15 protein-coding genes are annotated in these 18192 nt (G+C 54.9%); 13 read left to right on the top strand and 2 right to left on the bottom strand.

Going from position 1 to position 18192, the window contains the following annotated elements; all coding sequences use genetic code 11:
- Positions 1–48: 48 nt before the first annotated feature.
- Entirely contained in the window at positions 49–852 is an 804-nt protein-coding gene (suhB, locus tag C2U41_RS15385) for an inositol-1-monophosphatase (protein ID WP_003037670.1), read from the bottom strand.
- A gap of 118 nt (positions 853–970) precedes the next feature.
- On the opposite strand from suhB, the gene trmJ reads away from it, so the two are divergent.
- The 11 genes from trmJ to sseB all read left to right on the top strand — a co-directional run bounded on the left by trmJ (position 971) and on the right by sseB (position 9720).
- Entirely contained in the window at positions 971–1702 is a 732-nt protein-coding gene (gene trmJ / locus C2U41_RS15380; protein WP_032937893.1) for a tRNA (cytosine(32)/uridine(32)-2'-O)-methyltransferase TrmJ, read from the top strand.
- A 173-nt stretch (positions 1703–1875) separates the two neighbouring features.
- On the top strand, positions 1876–2367 hold the full coding sequence (gene iscR / locus C2U41_RS15375; protein WP_003037674.1) for a Fe-S cluster assembly transcriptional regulator IscR: 492 nt from the start codon (positions 1876–1878) through the stop codon (positions 2365–2367).
- A 112-nt stretch (positions 2368–2479) separates the two neighbouring features.
- The gene (gene iscS, locus C2U41_RS15370) at positions 2480–3694 is read left to right on the top strand and encodes a cysteine desulfurase (protein WP_003838433.1); all 1215 of its coding nucleotides are present in this window, start codon (positions 2480–2482) and stop codon (positions 3692–3694) included.
- Between the two features lie 25 nt (positions 3695–3719).
- Complete coding sequence (gene iscU / locus C2U41_RS15365) at positions 3720–4106, top strand: Fe-S cluster assembly scaffold IscU (RefSeq protein ID WP_002913991.1); 387 nt, start codon at positions 3720–3722, stop codon at positions 4104–4106.
- Between the two features lie 20 nt (positions 4107–4126).
- The gene (iscA, locus tag C2U41_RS15360) at positions 4127–4450 is read left to right on the top strand and encodes an iron-sulfur cluster assembly protein IscA (protein ID WP_003037681.1); all 324 of its coding nucleotides are present in this window, start codon (positions 4127–4129) and stop codon (positions 4448–4450) included.
- A 108-nt stretch (positions 4451–4558) separates the two neighbouring features.
- Positions 4559–5074, top strand: coding sequence for a co-chaperone HscB (gene hscB, locus C2U41_RS15350; protein ID WP_003037683.1), 516 nt, complete (start codon positions 4559–4561; stop codon positions 5072–5074).
- A gap of 15 nt (positions 5075–5089) precedes the next feature.
- On the top strand, positions 5090–6940 hold the full coding sequence (gene hscA, locus C2U41_RS15345; protein ID WP_003037687.1) for a Fe-S protein assembly chaperone HscA: 1851 nt from the start codon (positions 5090–5092) through the stop codon (positions 6938–6940).
- Between the two features lies 1 nt (position 6941).
- Positions 6942–7277, top strand: a complete 336-nt coding sequence (gene fdx, locus C2U41_RS15340) for an ISC system 2Fe-2S type ferredoxin (RefSeq protein WP_103848592.1) — start codon at positions 6942–6944, stop codon at positions 7275–7277.
- 11 nt (positions 7278–7288) lie between these two features.
- A complete protein-coding gene (gene iscX / locus C2U41_RS15335) occupies positions 7289–7489 on the top strand; it encodes a Fe-S cluster assembly protein IscX (protein WP_003037694.1) in 201 nt (66 codons plus the stop codon).
- A gap of 61 nt (positions 7490–7550) precedes the next feature.
- Positions 7551–8834 carry an aminopeptidase PepB gene (gene pepB / locus C2U41_RS15330; RefSeq protein WP_016150759.1) on the top strand — a complete coding sequence of 428 codons (1284 nt, stop codon included), beginning with the start codon at positions 7551–7553 and terminating at the stop codon, positions 8832–8834.
- 109 nt (positions 8835–8943) lie between these two features.
- Positions 8944–9720 (top strand): enhanced serine sensitivity protein SseB, encoded by a 777-nt coding sequence (gene sseB / locus C2U41_RS15325; RefSeq protein ID WP_032937889.1) that lies wholly within the window; start codon positions 8944–8946, stop codon positions 9718–9720.
- 43 nt (positions 9721–9763) lie between these two features.
- Here sseB and sseA read toward each other — a convergent pair whose 3' ends face one another.
- Entirely contained in the window at positions 9764–10609 is an 846-nt protein-coding gene (sseA, locus tag C2U41_RS15320) for a 3-mercaptopyruvate sulfurtransferase (RefSeq protein ID WP_032937887.1), read from the bottom strand.
- A 206-nt stretch (positions 10610–10815) separates the two neighbouring features.
- Here sseA and C2U41_RS15315 point away from each other — a divergent pair, with 206 nt between their 5' ends.
- Together C2U41_RS15315 and pbpC are read left to right on the top strand one after the other, a co-directional pair.
- Positions 10816–15750 carry an alpha-2-macroglobulin family protein gene (locus C2U41_RS15315; protein ID WP_104427103.1) on the top strand — a complete coding sequence of 1645 codons (4935 nt, stop codon included), beginning with the start codon at positions 10816–10818 and terminating at the stop codon, positions 15748–15750.
- A complete protein-coding gene (gene pbpC / locus C2U41_RS15310; protein ID WP_103848590.1) occupies positions 15751–18063 on the top strand; it encodes a peptidoglycan glycosyltransferase PbpC in 2313 nt (770 codons plus the stop codon).
- The last annotated feature ends 129 nt before the right edge of the window (positions 18064–18192 follow it).

Genomic DNA, 18192 nt, shown 5'->3' with positions numbered 1-18192 from the left:
GCTCGAGGAAAAGCACGGCGAATGAGAGGTCTCATCCGCCGAAGAGACTTAGCGCTTCAGCGCATCGCTCAGTTCGTCACGCATGTTAGCCAGCATGGCTTTAACAACGCGCGGGTTACCTGCAACGATGTTGCCGGTTGCCAGGTAGTTATGACCACCGGTGAAGTCGCAAACCAGTGCGCCAGCTTCACGTGCAATCAGCTCACCTGCTGCGAAATCCCATGGTTTCAGACCGATTTCGAAGTAACCGTCAACGCGCGCAGCGGCAACGTAAGCCAGATCCAGCGCAGCAGAACCTGTGCGGCGGAAGTCAGCGCACTCGGTAAACATTTTACCAAGAATTTTCATGTAAGAAGCGGCGTGCTGCTTCGCTTTGAACGGGAAACCGGTGGCGATGATGGTGCCGTCCAGATCGCGGGCGGTGCTGCCACGCAGACGATAGCCGTTCAGCTGTGCGCCCTGGCCGCGAGTGGCGGTGAACAGTTCGTTACGCATTGGATCGTAAACAACGGCGACTTCAGTACGGCCTTTAATGCGTACTGCGATAGATACCGCGAAGTGCGGCAGACGTTTTACGAAGTTGGTAGTGCCATCCAGTGGATCGATAACCCATTGAACATCCTGATCTTCACCTGCGTGCTCACCGCTTTCTTCGGTGATGATGGTGTGCTGTGGGTAAGATTTGCGAATAGTTTCGATAATAATCGCTTCGGCGGCTTTATCGACGTTAGTCACGAAATCATTGCTGCCTTTCTGGCTGGTTTCTACAGAGTCTGGGGTTTCGTAGTGTTTGGCAATTACATTACCCGCCTTGCGCGCTGCGCGCACGGCGATGGTCAGCATCGGATGCATCGGTCTCTCTCACTGGATGTTAAAGAACGGGAAAACGGCGCAGAGTATAGCAGCGAGTTCGGAATATGTCTTCGTTTTATGATAATATGCCCGAATAATCTTTAGCCGAAGAAATACAATGCTGCAAAATATTCGAATCGTGCTGGTGGAAACCTCTCACACTGGCAACATGGGCTCTGTAGCCCGCGCAATGAAAACCATGGGTTTAACCAATCTGTGGCTGGTAAATCCACTGGTTAAACCGGACTCTCAGGCCATCGCTCTGGCGGCAGGTGCCAGTGATGTAATCGGCAGCGCGCAGATCGTCGATACTCTTGATGAAGCGCTGGCAGGTTGCAGCCTGGTAGTAGGCACCAGTGCGCGCTCCCGTACGCTACCGTGGCCGATGCTGGATCCGCGTGAATGCGGTTTAAAAAGCGTCTCTGAAGCGACGATTTCGCCCGTAGCGCTGGTGTTTGGTCGTGAACGTGTTGGCCTGACGAATGAAGAACTGCAGAAGTGCCATTACCACGTCGCTATTGCCGCGAACCCGGAATACAGTTCGCTGAACCTGGCGATGGCGGTGCAGGTCATCTCTTATGAAGTGCGCATGGCCTGGCTGGCAACGCAGGAAAGCGAGAAGACCGCAGAATACGAAGAAGCTGAGTATCCGCTGGTCGATGATTTAGAGCGTTTTTACGGTCATCTGGAACAAACGCTGCTGTCGACCGGGTTTATCCGTGAAGGGCATCCGGGACAGGTGATGAACAAGCTGCGCCGTCTGTTTACGCGTGCGCGTCCTGAGAGCCAGGAGCTGAACATTTTGCGCGGAATTTTAGCTTCAATTGAGCAACAGAATAAAGGCAAGTAAACGTAACGCCTCCGGCAAGTAAAAATGGCACTGAAGGTTAAATACCTGACTAAATTAGTCAAGTAAATAGTTGACTGATTTAGTCGGGAATGTCAGACTTGCCCCTGCTATGCAATACCCCCATTTTACAATAAAAAACCCCGGGCAGGGGCGAGTTTGAGGCTAAGTAAGACATGAGACTGACATCAAAAGGGCGTTATGCCGTGACCGCAATGTTGGACGTTGCGCTCAACTCCGAAACGGGCCCGGTACCGTTGGCTGATATTTCTGAACGTCAGGGAATCTCCCTGTCATATCTGGAGCAGCTGTTTTCCCGTTTGCGTAAAAACGGTCTGGTTTCCAGCGTACGTGGACCAGGCGGCGGGTATCTGCTGGGTAAAGATGCCGGCAGCATCGCAGTAGGTGAAGTAATCAGCGCTGTGGACGAGTCTGTAGATGCGACCCGTTGCCAGGGCAAAGGCGGTTGTCAGGGCGGCGATAAATGCCTGACCCACGCGCTGTGGCGCGATCTGAGCGATCGTCTGACCGGTTTCCTCAACAACATTACGTTGGGCGAACTGGTGAATAATCAGGAAGTCCTGGATGTGTCTGGTCGCCAGCACACCCATGACGCTCCACGCACTAATCGTGCACAAGACGCGATCGACGTTAAGTTACGCGCATAATAAAAGTATTTTAGAATCAGGCCGGGGTGCTACACACCCCGTTAACTCGGTCGTACATCCAGCCGGTTGCCTGATTCCTTGCATTGAAGCGATGTACGGAGTTTATAGAGCAATGAAATTACCGATCTATCTCGACTACTCCGCAACCACGCCGGTGGACCCGCGTGTTGCCGAGAAAATGATGCAGTGTCTGACCCTGGACGGAAACTTTGGTAACCCAGCGTCTCGTTCACACCGTTTCGGCTGGCAGGCTGAAGAGGCGGTAGATATCGCCCGTAACCAGATTGCTGACCTCGTGGGCGCTGACCCGCGTGAAATCGTCTTTACTTCCGGTGCGACTGAATCCGATAACCTGGCGATTAAAGGTGCAGCCAACTTTTATCAGAAAAAAGGCAAGCACATCATCACCAGCAAAACCGAACACAAAGCCGTGCTGGACACCTGTCGTCAGCTGGAGCGCGAAGGGTTTGAAGTCACCTACCTCGCCCCGCAGCGTAACGGCATTATCGACCTGAAAGAACTTGAAGCGGCAATGCGTGACGACACTATCCTCGTGTCCATCATGCACGTGAATAACGAAATCGGCGTGGTGCAGGATATCGCGACTATCGGCGAAATGTGCCGTGCGCGCGGCATCATCTATCACGTTGATGCGACCCAGAGCGTGGGCAAACTGCCTATCGATCTGAGCCAACTGAAAGTTGATCTGATGTCCTTCTCCGGCCACAAAATCTATGGTCCGAAAGGTATCGGTGCGCTGTACGTGCGTCGTAAACCGCGTATTCGTATTGAAGCGCAGATGCACGGCGGCGGTCACGAGCGCGGTATGCGTTCCGGTACGCTGCCTGTGCACCAGATCGTCGGCATGGGTGAAGCCTACCGCATTGCCAAAGAAGAGATGGAAACCGAGATGGCGCGCCTGCGCAGTCTGCGTAACCGTCTGTGGGACGGCGTGAAAGATATGGAAGAAGTGTATCTTAACGGCGATCTCGAGCAGGGTGCACCGAACATTCTCAACGTTAGCTTCAACTATGTTGAAGGCGAATCGCTGATTATGGCGCTGAAAGATCTGGCTGTATCCTCCGGTTCTGCATGTACTTCTGCAAGCCTGGAGCCATCCTACGTGCTGCGCGCGCTGGGGATGACCGACGAGCTGGCACATAGCTCAATTCGTTTCTCTTTAGGTCGTTTCACTACCGAAGAAGAGATTGACTACGCCATTAATCTGGTTCGCAACTCCATCGGCCGCCTGCGTGACCTTTCTCCGCTGTGGGAAATGTACAAACAGGGCGTGGATCTGAACAGCATTGAATGGTCACATCACTAATCGGTACCGATAAGGAGAATTCAGCATGGCTTACAGCGAAAAAGTAATCGATCATTATGAGAATCCACGTAACGTGGGTTCTTTTGACAACAGCGACGAGAACGTGGGCAGCGGCATGGTGGGTGCACCAGCCTGTGGCGACGTGATGAAGTTGCAGATTAAAGTCAACAATGAAGGTATCATTGAAGACGCGCGTTTCAAGACTTACGGCTGCGGTTCCGCTATTGCTTCCAGCTCTCTGGTTACCGAATGGGTAAAAGGGAAATCTCTGGACGAAGCACAGGCGATTAAAAACACCGATATCGCCGACGAGCTTGAACTGCCACCGGTGAAAATTCACTGCTCTATTCTGGCTGAAGACGCGATTAAAGCCGCGATTGCGGATTACAAAAGCAAACGTGAAGCAAAATAATTAAGAGTTGAGGTTTTATTATGTCGATTACCTTAAGCGACAGTGCAGCAGCGCGTGTAAATACCTTCCTGGCAAACCGCGGTAAAGGGTTTGGTCTGCGTCTGGGCGTGAGAACCTCCGGCTGCTCAGGTATGGCCTATGTACTGGAATTTGTTGACGAGCCGGCGGCTGAAGATACCGTGTTTGAAGACAAAGGCGTTAAAGTTGTGGTCGACGGTAAGAGCCTGCAATTCCTCGACGGTACGCAGTTAGACTTCGTCAAAGAAGGTCTGAACGAAGGGTTTAAGTTTACTAACCCGAACGTGAAAGACGAATGTGGATGCGGCGAAAGCTTCCACGTGTAACGCGCTTACCGATAACCCCACCGTGGTCGCCTGCGCGTGGGGTTTGTTTTACCTGACTCTCTGGTTTTGCTCCCGTGAACAACAGAGAATCGATGCCCTGAGAATGTTATGGACTACTTCACCCTCTTTGGCTTACCGGCCCGTTATCAGCTCGATACTCAGGCGCTGAGCCTACGTTTTCAGGATCTACAACGTCAGTATCATCCTGATAAATTTGCCAGCAGTTCCCAGGCGGAACAACTTGCTGCGGTTTCGCAGTCCGCCACTATCAACCAGGCCTGGCAAACGCTGCGTCATCCTTTGATGCGCGCCGAATACTTATTGTCTTTACACGGCTTTGACATCCGTAGCGAGCAGCACACGGTGCGCGATACCGCGTTTCTGATGGAACAACTGGAGCTGCGGGAAGAGCTGGACGAAATTGAGCAGGCAAAAGACAGTCAACGTTTAGATGCGTTTATGCAACGCGTCAGCGAAATGTATAACGTTCGTCATCAACTGATGGTGGAACAGCTGGATAGCGAGACGTGGGACGCAGCGGCAGATACCGTGCGTAAGCTGCGTTTTCTCGATAAACTGCGAAGCAGTGCAGAACAACTCGAAGAAAAACTGCTCGATTTTTAATTTCCGGAAGCGAAAATGGCCTTATTACAAATTAGTGAGCCTGGTCTGAGCGCCGCGCCGCACCAGCGTCGTCTGGCGGTAGGTATCGATTTAGGCACCACCAACTCCCTGGTTGCGACCGTACGCAGCGGCCAGGCCGAAACGTTGGCAGACCATGAAGGTCGCCACCTGTTGCCGTCAGTGGTTCACTATCAGCAGCAGGGTTATTCTGTCGGTTACGATGCCCGCGCCAATGCTGCGCTGGATACGGCAAACACCGTCAGTTCGGTAAAACGCATGATGGGCCGCTCTCTGGCGGATATCCAGGCGCGTTACCCGCATCTGCCATATACGTTCCAGGCAAGCGAAAACGGCTTGCCGATGATTGAAACCGCTGCCGGATTGCTTAATCCGGTGCGTGTCTCCGCGGATATTCTGAAAGCGCTGGCCGCGCGGGCAACCGAATCACTGTCCGGCGAACTGGACGGCGTGGTAATCACCGTTCCGGCTTACTTTGACGATGCACAGCGTCAGGGGACCAAAGACGCCGCGCGTCTGGCGGGCCTGCACGTATTGCGTCTGTTGAACGAACCGACCGCAGCTGCGATTGCCTATGGTCTGGACTCCGGTCAGGAAGGCGTGATTGCGGTCTACGATCTTGGCGGCGGTACTTTTGATATTTCTATTCTGCGCCTGAGCCGCGGCGTGTTTGAAGTGCTGGCGACCGGCGGTGATTCCGCGCTCGGCGGCGACGATTTTGACCATCTGCTGGCCGATTATATTCGCGAGCAGGCTGGCGTGGCCGATCGTAGTGATAACCGCGTACAGCGTGAACTGCTGGATGCCGCGATTGCCGCGAAAATCGCGCTTAGTGACGCTGATTCTGTAACGGTTAACGTGGCGGGATGGCAGGGTGAAATCACCCGTGAAACCTTTAATGAACTCATTTCCGCACTGGTCAAGCGTACGCTGCTGGCCTGCCGTCGCGCGCTGAAAGATGCGGGCGTGGAGCCGCAGGATGTGCTGGAAGTGGTGATGGTCGGTGGTTCAACTCGCGTGCCATTGGTGCGTGAACGCGTCGGTGAATTTTTTGGCCGTACGCCGCTGACTTCTATTGACCCGGACAAAGTGGTCGCTATTGGTGCGGCAATCCAGGCAGATATTCTGGTCGGAAATAAACCAGACAGCGAAATGCTGCTGCTGGACGTTATCCCGCTGTCCCTGGGACTGGAAACCATGGGCGGTCTGGTGGAGAAAGTGATCCCACGTAACACCACGATTCCGGTGGCGCGCGCGCAGGACTTTACCACCTTTAAAGATGGCCAAACCGCGATGTCCATTCACGTAATGCAAGGCGAGCGTGAGCTGGTGCAGGACTGCCGTTCACTGGCGCGTTTTGCGCTGCGCGGCATCCCGGCATTGCCAGCTGGCGGCGCACACATCCGCGTGACCTTCCAGGTGGACGCGGATGGCCTGCTGAGCGTCACCGCCATGGAAAAATCCACCGGCGTAGAGTCCTCAATTCAGGTCAAACCGTCCTACGGTCTGACCGACAGTGAAATCGCCTCCATGATTCAGGATTCGATGAGTTTTGCCGAGCAGGACGTTAAAGCCCGTATGCTGGCAGAACAGAAAGTCGAAGCGGCACGCGTACTGGAAAGTTTATCCGGTGCGTTGAACGCTGATGCCGCGCTGTTAAGCGCCGCAGAACGTCAGGCTATCGACACCGCCGCCGCGCATTTGAGCGAGGTTGCACTGGGTGACGATGTTGACGCGATAGAACAAGCCATTAAAAACGTAGACAAACAAACCCAGGAATTCGCCGCTCGCCGCATGGACAAATCCGTCCGTAGCGCGCTGAAAGGCCATTCCGTGGACGAGGTTTAATATGCCAAAGATTGTTATTTTGCCTCATCAGGATCTCTGTCCCGATGGCGCAGTTCTGGAAGCTGAGACCGGCGAAACCATTCTTGACGTTGCCCTGCGTAACGGTATCGAGATTGAACACGCCTGTGAAAAATCCTGTGCCTGCACAACCTGCCACTGCATCGTACATGAAGGTTTTGATTCTTTGCCGGAAAGCACAGAAGAAGAAGACGACATGCTGGATAAAGCCTGGGGACTGGAGCCGGAGAGCCGTTTAAGCTGTCAGGCACGTGTCACCGAGGACGATTTAGTGGTCGAAATCCCACGTTACACAATCAATCATGCACGTGAGCATTAACAGAGGGTAGTATGGGACTGAAGTGGACCGATAGCCGTGAAATCGGCGAGGCGCTGTACGACGCGTTCCCCGATCTCGACCCCAAGACCGTTCGTTTCACCGATCTGCACCAGTGGATCTGTGACCTGGAAGAGTTCGATGATGATCCACAGGCATCGAACGAAAAAATCCTTGAGGCCATTTTGCTGGTCTGGCTGGACGAAGCCGAATAAGTCAACGGGCTGCCCACGGGTGGCCCGTTTTCCTGTATGCGCGAAAATAAGGATAAATAAAATGACAGAAGCCATGAAAATTACGCTTTCCACGCAACCCGCTGATGCCCGCTGGGGTGAAAAGGCGACATACAGCATTAATAATGATGGCATTACCCTGCACCTGAACGGAAAAGATGACCTCGGCCTTATCCAGCGCGCCGCCCGTAAAATTGACGGCCTGGGTATTAAACATGTCCAACTGGACGGTGAAGGCTGGGATACCGAACGTAGCTGGGCGTTCTGGCAGGGCTACAAAGGACCAAAAGGCACCCGTAAAGTTGAGTGGGCCGCTCTGGATGAGGCGCAGTGCAAAGAGCTGGATAACCGCCTGAAAATTATTGACTGGGTGCGCGATACCATTAACGCCCCGGCAGAAGAGCTGGGCCCGGAACAGCTGGCGCAACGCGCAGTAGACCTGCTGTGCTCTGTTGCCTGCGATAACGTCTCTTACCGCATCACTAAAGGCGAAGATCTGCGCGAGCAGAACTACATGGGATTGCATACCGTAGGTCGTGGCTCCGAACGTCCTCCGGTGCTGCTGGCGCTGGATTACAATCCAACTGGCGATAAAGAAGCCCCGGTTTATGCCTGCCTGGTGGGTAAGGGAATTACCTTTGACTCCGGCGGATACAGCATCAAGCAAAGCGCATTTATGGACTCGATGAAGTCTGATATGGGCGGCGCGGCAACGGTGACCGGCGCGCTGGCGTTCGCCATCACCCGTGGTCTGAACAAGCGCGTGAAGCTGTATCTGTGCTGCGCGGATAACCTGATCAGCGGCAACGCCTTTAAGCTCGGCGATATTATTCACTATCGCAATGGTAAAAAAGTTGAAGTGATGAATACCGATGCCGAAGGGCGTCTGGTACTGGCCGATGGACTGATTGACGCCAGCGCGCAAAAACCAGAATTGATCATTGATGCTGCGACGCTGACCGGCGCGGCGAAAACTGCGCTGGGCAACGATTACCATGCGCTGTTTAGCTTTGACGATCAACTGGCTGCCCGTCTACTGGCAAGTGCGGCGCAAGAAAACGAGCCGTTCTGGCGTCTGCCGTTGGCAGAGTTCCACCGTAGCCAACTGCCGTCTAACTTTGCCGAGCTGAATAATACCGGCAGTGCGGCCTATCCGGCGGGTGCTAGCACCGCGGCGGGTTTCCTGTCCCATTTCGTGGAAAACTATCAGCAAGGCTGGTTGCACATCGACTGCTCTGCAACCTATCGCAAAGCGCCAGTTGAGCAGTGGTCTGCGGGCGCAACTGGTCTGGGTGTGCGCACGATTGCAAATCTGCTGATTGCCTGAACGGTGTTTTTGTAGGCCGGGTAAGCGAAGTGCCACCCGGCATTTTGCCTGATGGCGACGCCGTGCGTCTTATCAGGCCTACAACCCATATACATAATTTGTGATCTCTATGTCCGAAACGAAAAACGAATTAGAAACCCTGCTGGAGCAAGCGGCGACAGAGCCTGCGCATCGTCCGGCATTTTTCCGTACTTTACTGGAGTCTACCGTCTGGGTGCCGGGTACAGCCGCAGAAGGCGAGGCGGTGGTTGAAGACAGCGCCCTCGATCTTCAGCACTGGGAAAAAGAAGACGGCACGACCGTGATCCCGTTCTTCACCTCCCTGGAAGCTCTGCAGCAGGCGGTTGAAGATGAGCAGGCATTTGTCGTCATGCCGGTGCGTACATTGTTTGAAATGACGCTCGGCGAAACGCTGTTTCTCAACGCGAAACTGCCGACCGGCAAAGAATTTATGCCGCGTGAAATCAGCCTGCTGATGGGGGAAGAAGGGAATCCGCTCAGCACCCAGGAAGTACTGGAAGGCGGAGAATCGCTGATCCTCTCTGAAGTCGCTGAACCTCCGGCGCAGATGATTGACTCGCTGACTACGCTGTTTAAAACCATTAAGCCGGTAAAACGCGCGTTTCTCTGCTCGATCAAAGAAAGTCCGGATGCCCAACCCAACCTGCTGATTGGCATTGAAGCCGATGGCGATATTGAAGAGATTATTCATGCCACGGGGAGTGTTGCAACGGATACGTTACCGGGTGATGAACCGATTGACATCTGCCAGGTGAGGAAAGGTGAGAAGGGCGTGAGCCACTTTATCACTGAGCATATCGCACCGTTCTACGAACGTCGCTGGGGCGGTTTCCTGCGCGACTTTAAACAGAATCGGATTATCTAAATTGTAAGCCGGATAAGCGAAGCGCTATCCGGCATTTCCAGCTTTATAATACCGGTTCTACCGGTAAATCGTTGCGAGCACCCCACTCGCTCCATGCGCCGTCATACAATGCGACGTTAGAAACGCCCAGCGTGGCAAGTGCCAGCACCACCACGGCAGCCGTTACGCCGGAGCCGCAGCTGGCGATAATCGGGCGGTCAAAGCTCACGCCGTGGCTGAAGAAAATAGCATCCAGTTCGTCGGTAGTTTTCAGCTCGCCGTCACGAACCAATTCTGTCCACGGTACATTAAGCGCACCGGGCACATGACCACGTTTCAGGCCCGGGCGAGGTTCGTCAACTTCTGCGTTAAAACGCGCAGCCGGTCGCGCATCGACAATCTGTGCGGTTTTTTCATGACTGGCCAGCAGTACATCGGTAACACGCACAACAGCGCCAGGCGTAAAGGCCACGTTAAATTCACCTTCAGGTAAATCCTCATCGCCTTCCTTGAGCATTAGATCATCGCGCTTCCAGCCTGCCAGACCGCCCGCCAGAATGGAGACATTTTCGACGCCAAATGTCCGCAGCATCCACCATGCGCGTGGCGCGGAAAACAGATTACCGTCATCGTAGATAACCAGATGCTTATCCTGATCAACGCCCAGTTCGCGCATCGCAACGGCAAAAGCTTCCGGGCGCGGCATCATATGCGGTAGCGGTGAGGTATGATCGGAAAGCGCTTCAATATCAAAAAAGACTGCGCCAGGAATATGGCCCGCACGATACTCCTCGCCAACGTCGCGATCTTCCTGTCCTGGAGGTGCCATTCGGGCATCAAGAATTTGTATTTCCGGGTCGTCAATGTGTTCGGCAAGCCAGTCGGCAGCGACAAAGAAGGCGGTGGTCATAGGCATCTCCATTTTTACCAGGTTTTGGCAAATTGTCGGATGTTTACCGTCAAGCGACAAGTAAAACAGGCTGATTTGTCAGGTGAATCCACATTAATCACTAAAATTAAGACAACGTTGTTCAGTTACTGACTTCCACCGCCGGAAATCTGACGCATAATAGTTGTTCTACGTAGCTAACGGGCCACTACGGCCAGGGATGAAAAATGAAACATTTACGCGTAGCGGCCTGCATGCTGATGCTGGCACTGGTCGGGTGCGATAATAATAACGAAAAATTACCGACGGCTGCGAAGCCTGATGCGCCTGCGCCACAGACAGCGCCAGCAAAAGATAAGGCTCAATTACAAAAACTGATGCAGCAAAGCCAGGGCAAGTCGCTGACGCTGCTGGATGCCTCAGAGGTCCAACTCGACGGTGCGGCAACGCTCGTGTTGACCTTCTCCATTCCCCTCGATCCGGAACAAGATTTTTCCCGCGTCGTGCACGTTGTTGATAAAAAAAGCGGCAAAGTGGATGGTGCCTGGGAGCTGGCGCCAAATCTGAAAGAGCTACGCTTACGCCATCTGGAACCTAACCGGGAACTGGTCGTTACCATTGAGCGTGATTTGCTGGCGCTGAATAAAGCGACGTTCGCTATTGATTATGAAAAAAACATTACCACTCGCGACGTCCAGCCAAGCGTAGGGTTTGCCAGTCGCGGCTCGCTGCTGCCGGGAAAAGTGATTGAAGGGCTGCCGGTGATGGCCCTTAACGTTGATAGCGTAGATGTGAACTTCTTTCGCGTGAAGCCTGAGTCACTCGGTGCGTTTGTCAGCCAGTGGGAATACCGCAATTCGTTGACTAACTGGGAATCTGACAATCTGCTGAAAATGGCGGAACTGGTGTATACCGGACGCTTTGACCTCAATCCTGCGCGCAACACCCGTGAGAAGCTGCTGTTGCCGCTGAGCGATATCAAGCCGTTGCAGCAAGCTGGTGTTTACATCGCGGTGATGAATCAGGCTGGACAATACAACTACAGTAATGCCGCTACGCTGTTCACGCTCAGCGATATTGGTGTGTCTGTACACCGTTACCATAATCAACTGGATGTCTTTACGCAGAGTCTGGAAAACGGCGCCGCGCAGCAGGGGATTGAGGTCACGTTACTCAATGAAAAAGGACAGACGTTGGCGCAGGCTACCAGCGACTCTCAGGGTCATGTCAAACTGGAGACTGATAAAGACGCGGCTTTATTGCTGGCCCGCAAAGACGGGCAAACCACGCTGCTGGATCTGAAGCTCCCGGCGTTGGATCTGGCTGAATTTGATATTGCCGGTGCGCCGGGATACAGCAAGCAGTTCTTTATGTTTGGCCCACGCGATCTCTATCGTCCTGGCGAAACGGTGATCCTCAACGGATTACTGCGTGACAGCGATGGCAAAACGTTGCCCGACCAGCCGGTGAAGCTGGAGGTCGTGAAGCCCGACGGACAAGTGTTACGTTCGGTAGTTAGCCAACCGGAAAACGGCTTGTACCGCTTTAGCTGGCCGCTGGACACCAACGCGCCAACCGGCATGTGGCATATTCGGGCTAATACCGGTGATAACCAGTCGCGGATGTGGGATTTCCACGTCGAAGACTTTATGCCGGAGCGAATGGCGCTCAATCTCTCCGCCAATAAGATCCCGGTGGCACCAACTGATGAAGTGAAGTTTTCGGTAGTGGGCTACTACCTGTACGGCGCGCCCGCTAACGGCAATGCTCTGCAAGGGCAGCTTTTCCTGCGCCCGCTGCGCGAAGCGGTGCAGGCATTGCCGGGGTTCCAGTTTGGTAATATTGCCGAAGAAAATCTTTCCCGCAGCCTCGATGAAGTTCAGCTCACGCTGGATGACCACGGACGCGGCGAAGTGACCACCAACAGCCAGTGGCAGGAGACGCATTCCCCGTTACAGGTGGTTTTGCAAGCCAGTCTGCTGGAGTCGGGGGGCCGCCCGGTGACGCGTCGGGTTGAGCAAGCCATCTGGCCTGCGGATACGCTGCCGGGCATTCGTCCGCAGTTTGCAGCGAAAGCCGTCTATGACTACCGCACCGATACCACCGTGAATCAGCCTATCGTTGATGAAAACAGCAACGCCGCTTTCGACATTGTGTATGCCGATGCGCAAGGCGAGAAAAAAGCGGTGTCCGGTTTGCAGGTGCGTTTGATCCGCGAGCGACGAGATTATTACTGGAACTGGTCTGAAGGCGAGGGCTGGCAATCACAGTTCGATCAAAAGGATCTGGTTGAAGGTGAGCAGACTCTGGATCTTAAGGCCGATGAAACCGGTAAAGTCAGCTTCCCGGTTGAGTGGGGCGCCTATCGTCTGGAAGTGAAAGCTCCGAATGATGCGGTGAGCAGCGTACGCTTCTGGGCCGGTTATAGCTGGCAGGATAACAGCGACGGCAGTGGGGCTGTGCGTCCCGATCGCGTGACGCTGAAACTGGACAAACCCAGCTATCGTCCCGGTGATACCATGAAGCTGCACGTTGCCGCTCCCGCTGCTGGCAAAGGTTATGCGATGGTGGAATCCAGCGAAGGCCCGCTGTGGTGGCAAGAAATAGACGTACCGGCGGATGGTCTCGATATCTCCATCCCAATCGATAAAACCTGGAATCGCCACGATTTGTATCTTAGTGCGCTGGTGGTTCGTCCTGGCGACAAGTCCCGTTCGGCAACGCCAAAACGGGCGGTCGGTTTACTGCATTTGCCGTTAGGTGACGAAAACCGTCGTCTGGCGCTGGCGCTGGAAAACCCGGCGAAAATACGTCCAAACCAGCCGTTGACCGTCAAGATTAAAGCCAGCGTCAAAAATGGCGACGTACCAAAACAGGTTAACGTGCTGGTCTCTGCCGTTGATAGCGGGGTGCTAAACATTACCGATTACGCCACGCCGGATCCGTGGCAGGCGTTTTTCGGGCAAAAACGCTATGGCGCGGATATTTATGATATTTACGGCCAGGTGATCGAAGGGCAAGGACGCCTGGCGGCGCTGCGCTTTGGTGGTGATGGCGATGAATTAAAACGCGGCGGTAAGCCACCGGTTAATCACGTCAATATTGTGGCGCAACAGGCGCTGTCGGTCACGCTTAACGATCAGGGCGAAGGTACGGTGACGTTACCTATCGGTGATTTAAACGGCGAGCTGCGGGTAATGGCGCAGGCCTGGACGACGGATGACTTTGGCAGCAGCGAAAGCAAAGTGATTGTCGCCGCACCAGTAATTGCTGAGCTGAATATGCCGCGCTTTCTGGCGGGGGGAGATACGTCGCGCCTGACGCTGGACGTGACTAACCTGACTGACAAACCGCAAACGCTGAATATTAAGCTCGCGGCCAATGGTTTACTGGAGCTGATGGGGCAAGATCCCGCACCGGTAAATCTGGCGCCAGGCGTAAGGACTACGCTGTTTATTCCGGTGCGCGCGCGGGAAGGGTTTGGCGATGGCGAAATTCAGGCAGAAATTAGCGGTCTGACTTTACCGGGTGAAACGCTGCCTGTTCAGCATAAACAGTGGAAGATTGGCGTGCGTCCGGCGTTCCCGGCGCAAACCGTTAATAATGGTGTCGCACTTCAGCCGGGCGCGACCTGGCAGCTTCCGGGCGAAGAACTGACCAATTTCTCCCCTGTGACGATGCAAGGGCAACTGCTGTTCAGCGGTAAGCCGCCGCTAAACCTGGCGCGCTATATCCGCGAACTGAAAGCGTACCCTTACGGTTGTCTGGAGCAAACGGCGAGCGGGTTGTTCCCATCCTTATACACCAACGCAACGCAATTGAAGGCGTTAGGTATTGTGGGCGACAGCGATGAAAAACGTCGCGCGGCAGTTGATATTGGGATTTCCCGTTTAGTGCAGATGCAGCGTGATAACGGCGGTTTTGCGCTGTGGGATAAAAACGGGTCGGAAGAGTACTGGCTGACCGCGTATGTCATGGATTTCCTCGTCCGGGCAAATGAACAGGGCTACAGTGTCCCGGTAGAGGTGATTAACCGGGGCAACGAGCGGCTACTGCGCTATTTGCAGGATCCGGGCATGATGTCGATTCGCTATACCGACGACTCTTCAGCAAGCCGGTTTGCCGTACAAGCCTACGCCGCGTTGGTTCTGGCACATCAGCAAAAAGCTCCGCTCGGCGCATTGCGTGAGATCTGGGAGCGTCGTGCGCAAGCAGCCTCTGGTTTACCGCTGTTACAACTGGGGATCGCGCTGAAAAATATGGGCGATGCCAACCGCAGTGAACAGGCGTTGACGCTGGCCCTGAATACACCGCGCCGCGATACGCAACAGTGGATGGCGGATTACGGCAGTGCGTTACGGGATAACGCGTTGATGCTGGCCTTGCTCGAAGAGAACAAGATCAAACCTGACGTGCAGAATACGCTGCTGAACACGTTGTCAGAACAGGCCTTTGGACAGCGCTGGCTCTCGACGCAGGAAAATAATGCGTTGTTCCTTGCCGCGCGTACGTTACAGGATTTGCCTGGTACGTGGCAGGCGCAAACGTCACTCTCGGAACAACCATTAGCAGGGGATAAATCGCTAACCCGCAATCTGGATGCCGATGCGCTGTCTACGCTGAGCGTCACCAATACCGGTAATCTACCGCTGTGGTTGCGTCTGGATGTGAGTGGTTATCCACAAACCGCACCGACGCCTGCCAGCAACGTTCTGCATATTGAGCGGCAAATCCTGGGAACTGACGGAAATAGCAAATCGCTGGATTCGCTGCGTAGCGGCGAACTGGTGCTGGTCTGGCTGGAGGTAAAAGCCAGCCAGAACGTGCCGGATGCGCTGGTGGTCGATTTACTGCCAGCAGGACTGGAACTGGAAAACCAGAATCTGGCCAACGGCAGCGCCAGCCTGCAGGATAGCGGCAGCGAAGTGGCGAATCTGCTTAATCAGATGCAGCAGGCAGATATCCAGCACGTTGAGTTCCGTGACGATCGCTTTGTCGCCGCGGTGGCGGTCAACGAAGGACAGCCAGTTACGTTGGTGTATCTGGCGCGGGCGGTAACGCCGGGGACCTACCAGGTTCCTGTCCCGCAGGTGGAATCAATGTATGTTCCGCAGTGGCGCGCGACCGGTGCGACAGAGGGACTTTTGATTGTCAGACCGTAAATGATACGCGGGTTGGGTAAACGCGGCTGCTGGCTCTGGCTGGCAGCCGTTGCACTATTGTTTGTGGCGGCGGTTTGGGCAGCAGATAAAATCTGGCCGCTGCCGCTGCACGAAGTCGATCCGGCGCGGGTCGTGGTGGCGCATGATGGTACGCCGCTGTGGCGCTTCGCCGATGCGGATGGTATCTGGCGGTATCCGGTAACGATTGATGAGGTGTCGCCCCGCTACCTTGAGGCGTTAATTAACTACGAAGACCGCTGGTTCTGGAAGCATCCCGGCGTCAATCCGTTTTCAGTACTGCGCGCGGCATGGCAAGACCTCTCCTCTGGGCGTGTGGTTTCTGGCGGCAGTACGCTCACCATGCAGGTCGCACGATTACTCGATCCCCATCCGCGAACCTTTGGCGGCAAGTTTCGCCAGCTCTGGCGCGCATTGCAGCTGGAATGGCATCTCTCCAAACGCGACATCCTGACACTGTATCTCAACCGCGCGCCGTTTGGCGGTACGCTGCAGGGCGTGGGGGCGGCAAGCTGGGCTTATCTTGGTAAATCACCCGCGCAATTGAGTTACTCCGATGCCGCGCTGCTGGCTGTTTTGCCACAGGCGCCGAGCCGTCTGCGTCCGGATCGCTGGCCGGACCGTGCTGAAGCGGCGCGTAATAAAGTGCTCGAACGTATGGCGACCCAGGGCATTTGGCCTGCCAGACAGGTGCAGGAGTCGCGTGAAGAACCGGTCTGGCTGGCGCCCCGGCAAATGCCGCAGTTAGCACCGTTATTCTCGCGCATGATGTTGGGAAAAAGCCGAAGCGATAAAATCGTGACTACCCTTGATGCCGGATTGCAGCGTCAACTGGAAGAGCTGGCGCAAAACTGGAAGGGGCGCTTACCTGCGCGCAGTTCGCTGGCGATGATCGTGGTCGATCACACCGATATGAGCGTGCGTGGCTGGGTGGGGTCGGTAGATATGAATGACGACTCTCGTTTTGGTCATGTGGATATGGTGAATGCGATCCGTTCGCCTGGCTCGGTGCTGAAGCCGTTTGTTTATGGCCTGGCGCTGGATGACGGACTCATCCATCCCGCTTCGTTATTGCAGGATGTCCCGCGGCGAACCGGGGACTATCGACCGGGGAATTTTGACAGCGGTTTTCATGGCCCGGTGAGCATGAGCGAAGCGCTGGTGCGCTCGCTGAATTTACCCGCCGTGCAGGTACTCGAAGCCTATGGCCCGAAGCGTTTTGCCGCATCGTTACGTAACGTCGGCTTACCGCTGTATCTGCCCGCAGGGGCTACGCCGAATCTGTCGCTGATTTTGGGCGGTGCGGGGGCAAGGTTGGAAGATATGGCTGCAGCGTACAGCGCCTTTGCCCGCCAGGGAAAAGCGGGAAAACTGCGTCTGCAGCCGGGTGACCCACTACTGGAACGTCCGTTGATGTCGGCGGGCGCGGCGTGGATTATTCGCCGCATTATGGCTGACGAAGCGCAACCGCTGCCGGATAACGCGCTGAGCAGAGTGGTCCCTCTGGCGTGGAAAACGGGTACCAGCTATGGCTATCGCGATGTCTGGGCGATTGGCGTTAATGCGCGTTATGTGATCGGTATCTGGACCGGCAGGCCCGACGGTACGCCAGTTGTGGGGCAGTTTGGTTTCGCCAGTGCCGTGCCGTTGCTCAATCAGGTCAACAATCTTTTGCTCTCTCGCGGGACAAATCAGCCGGAAGATCCACGCCCTGAATCCGTGAGTCGTGGTGTGGTGTGCTGGCCGGGCGGGCAATCTCTTGTCTCCGGTGACAGCAACTGCCGTCGCCGTCTGGCAACCTGGTTACTGGATGGCAGTCAGCCGCCAACGTTATTATTGCCCGAGCAGGAAGGGGTTAATGGCATTCGTTTTCCTGTCTGGCTGGATGATGAAGGCAAACGTGTGGCGGCGGATTGCCCGCAGGCGCACGAGCAAACGTTAATCGTTTGGCCGTTGCCGCTGGAGCCATGGCTACCGGAATCAGAACGTCGTGGGGCGAGATTACCGCCAGTTTCTGCCACATGTCCGCCGCTGGGACAAGACGCTTCGCAGCCGTTGCAGTTGACAGGCATTCGTGATGGCGCGATTGTGAAGCGTTTACCCGGTTCTGCTCAAGCCTCATTGCCGGTGCAAACCAGCGGTGGGAGCGGTGAACGCTGGTGGTTTCTTAACGGTGAAAGGCTGGATGAACGCGGACGTCGTCTTACGTTACGGCTGGCGACTAAAGGGGATTATCAACTGCTGGTGATGGATGATGCAGGCCAGGTAGCGACGGTGAGATTTTCGATGCAGTAGACCAGTTAGTGACTGTTTGTTGCTAAAATTCATCTTATTTTAAAGAAATGTTACCTTCATCAATAGTCAATTGCCGGGATGCTCTTTATAATCCGCGCCAGGTCGTACATCTATATAGACAACAACAGA

Origin of the sequence: Citrobacter freundii complex sp. CFNIH4, from assembly GCF_002934505.1 — a bacterium.
GTDB classification, from domain to species: domain Bacteria; phylum Pseudomonadota; class Gammaproteobacteria; order Enterobacterales; family Enterobacteriaceae; genus Citrobacter; species Citrobacter freundii.
The sequence above is the reverse complement of the archived record's forward strand: the minus strand, read 5'-3'. Positions and strand labels throughout refer to the sequence as shown.

What these genes read in the sequence shown, in the direction of transcription:
- hscA (WP_003037687.1), top strand. Translation starts at nt 5,090, where the DNA reads ATGGCCTTATTACAAATTAGTGAGCCTGGTCTGAGCGCCGCGCCGCAC.
- pbpC (WP_103848590.1), top strand. Translation starts at nt 15,751, where the DNA reads ATGATACGCGGGTTGGGTAAACGCGGCTGCTGGCTCTGGCTGGCAGCC.
- iscA (WP_003037681.1), top strand. Translation starts at nt 4,127, where the DNA reads ATGTCGATTACCTTAAGCGACAGTGCAGCAGCGCGTGTAAATACCTTC.
- iscX (WP_003037694.1), top strand. Translation starts at nt 7,289, where the DNA reads ATGGGACTGAAGTGGACCGATAGCCGTGAAATCGGCGAGGCGCTGTAC.
- suhB (WP_003037670.1), bottom strand. Translation starts at nt 852, where the DNA reads ATGCATCCGATGCTGACCATCGCCGTGCGCGCAGCGCGCAAGGCGGGT.
- iscU (WP_002913991.1), top strand. Translation starts at nt 3,720, where the DNA reads ATGGCTTACAGCGAAAAAGTAATCGATCATTATGAGAATCCACGTAAC.
- sseA (WP_032937887.1), bottom strand. Translation starts at nt 10,609, where the DNA reads ATGACCACCGCCTTCTTTGTCGCTGCCGACTGGCTTGCCGAACACATT.
- C2U41_RS15315 (WP_104427103.1), top strand. Translation starts at nt 10,816, where the DNA reads ATGAAACATTTACGCGTAGCGGCCTGCATGCTGATGCTGGCACTGGTC.
- fdx (WP_103848592.1), top strand. Translation starts at nt 6,942, where the DNA reads ATGCCAAAGATTGTTATTTTGCCTCATCAGGATCTCTGTCCCGATGGC.
- iscR (WP_003037674.1), top strand. Translation starts at nt 1,876, where the DNA reads ATGAGACTGACATCAAAAGGGCGTTATGCCGTGACCGCAATGTTGGAC.
- trmJ (WP_032937893.1), top strand. Translation starts at nt 971, where the DNA reads ATGCTGCAAAATATTCGAATCGTGCTGGTGGAAACCTCTCACACTGGC.
- pepB (WP_016150759.1), top strand. Translation starts at nt 7,551, where the DNA reads ATGACAGAAGCCATGAAAATTACGCTTTCCACGCAACCCGCTGATGCC.
- hscB (WP_003037683.1), top strand. Translation starts at nt 4,559, where the DNA reads ATGGACTACTTCACCCTCTTTGGCTTACCGGCCCGTTATCAGCTCGAT.
- sseB (WP_032937889.1), top strand. Translation starts at nt 8,944, where the DNA reads ATGTCCGAAACGAAAAACGAATTAGAAACCCTGCTGGAGCAAGCGGCG.
- iscS (WP_003838433.1), top strand. Translation starts at nt 2,480, where the DNA reads ATGAAATTACCGATCTATCTCGACTACTCCGCAACCACGCCGGTGGAC.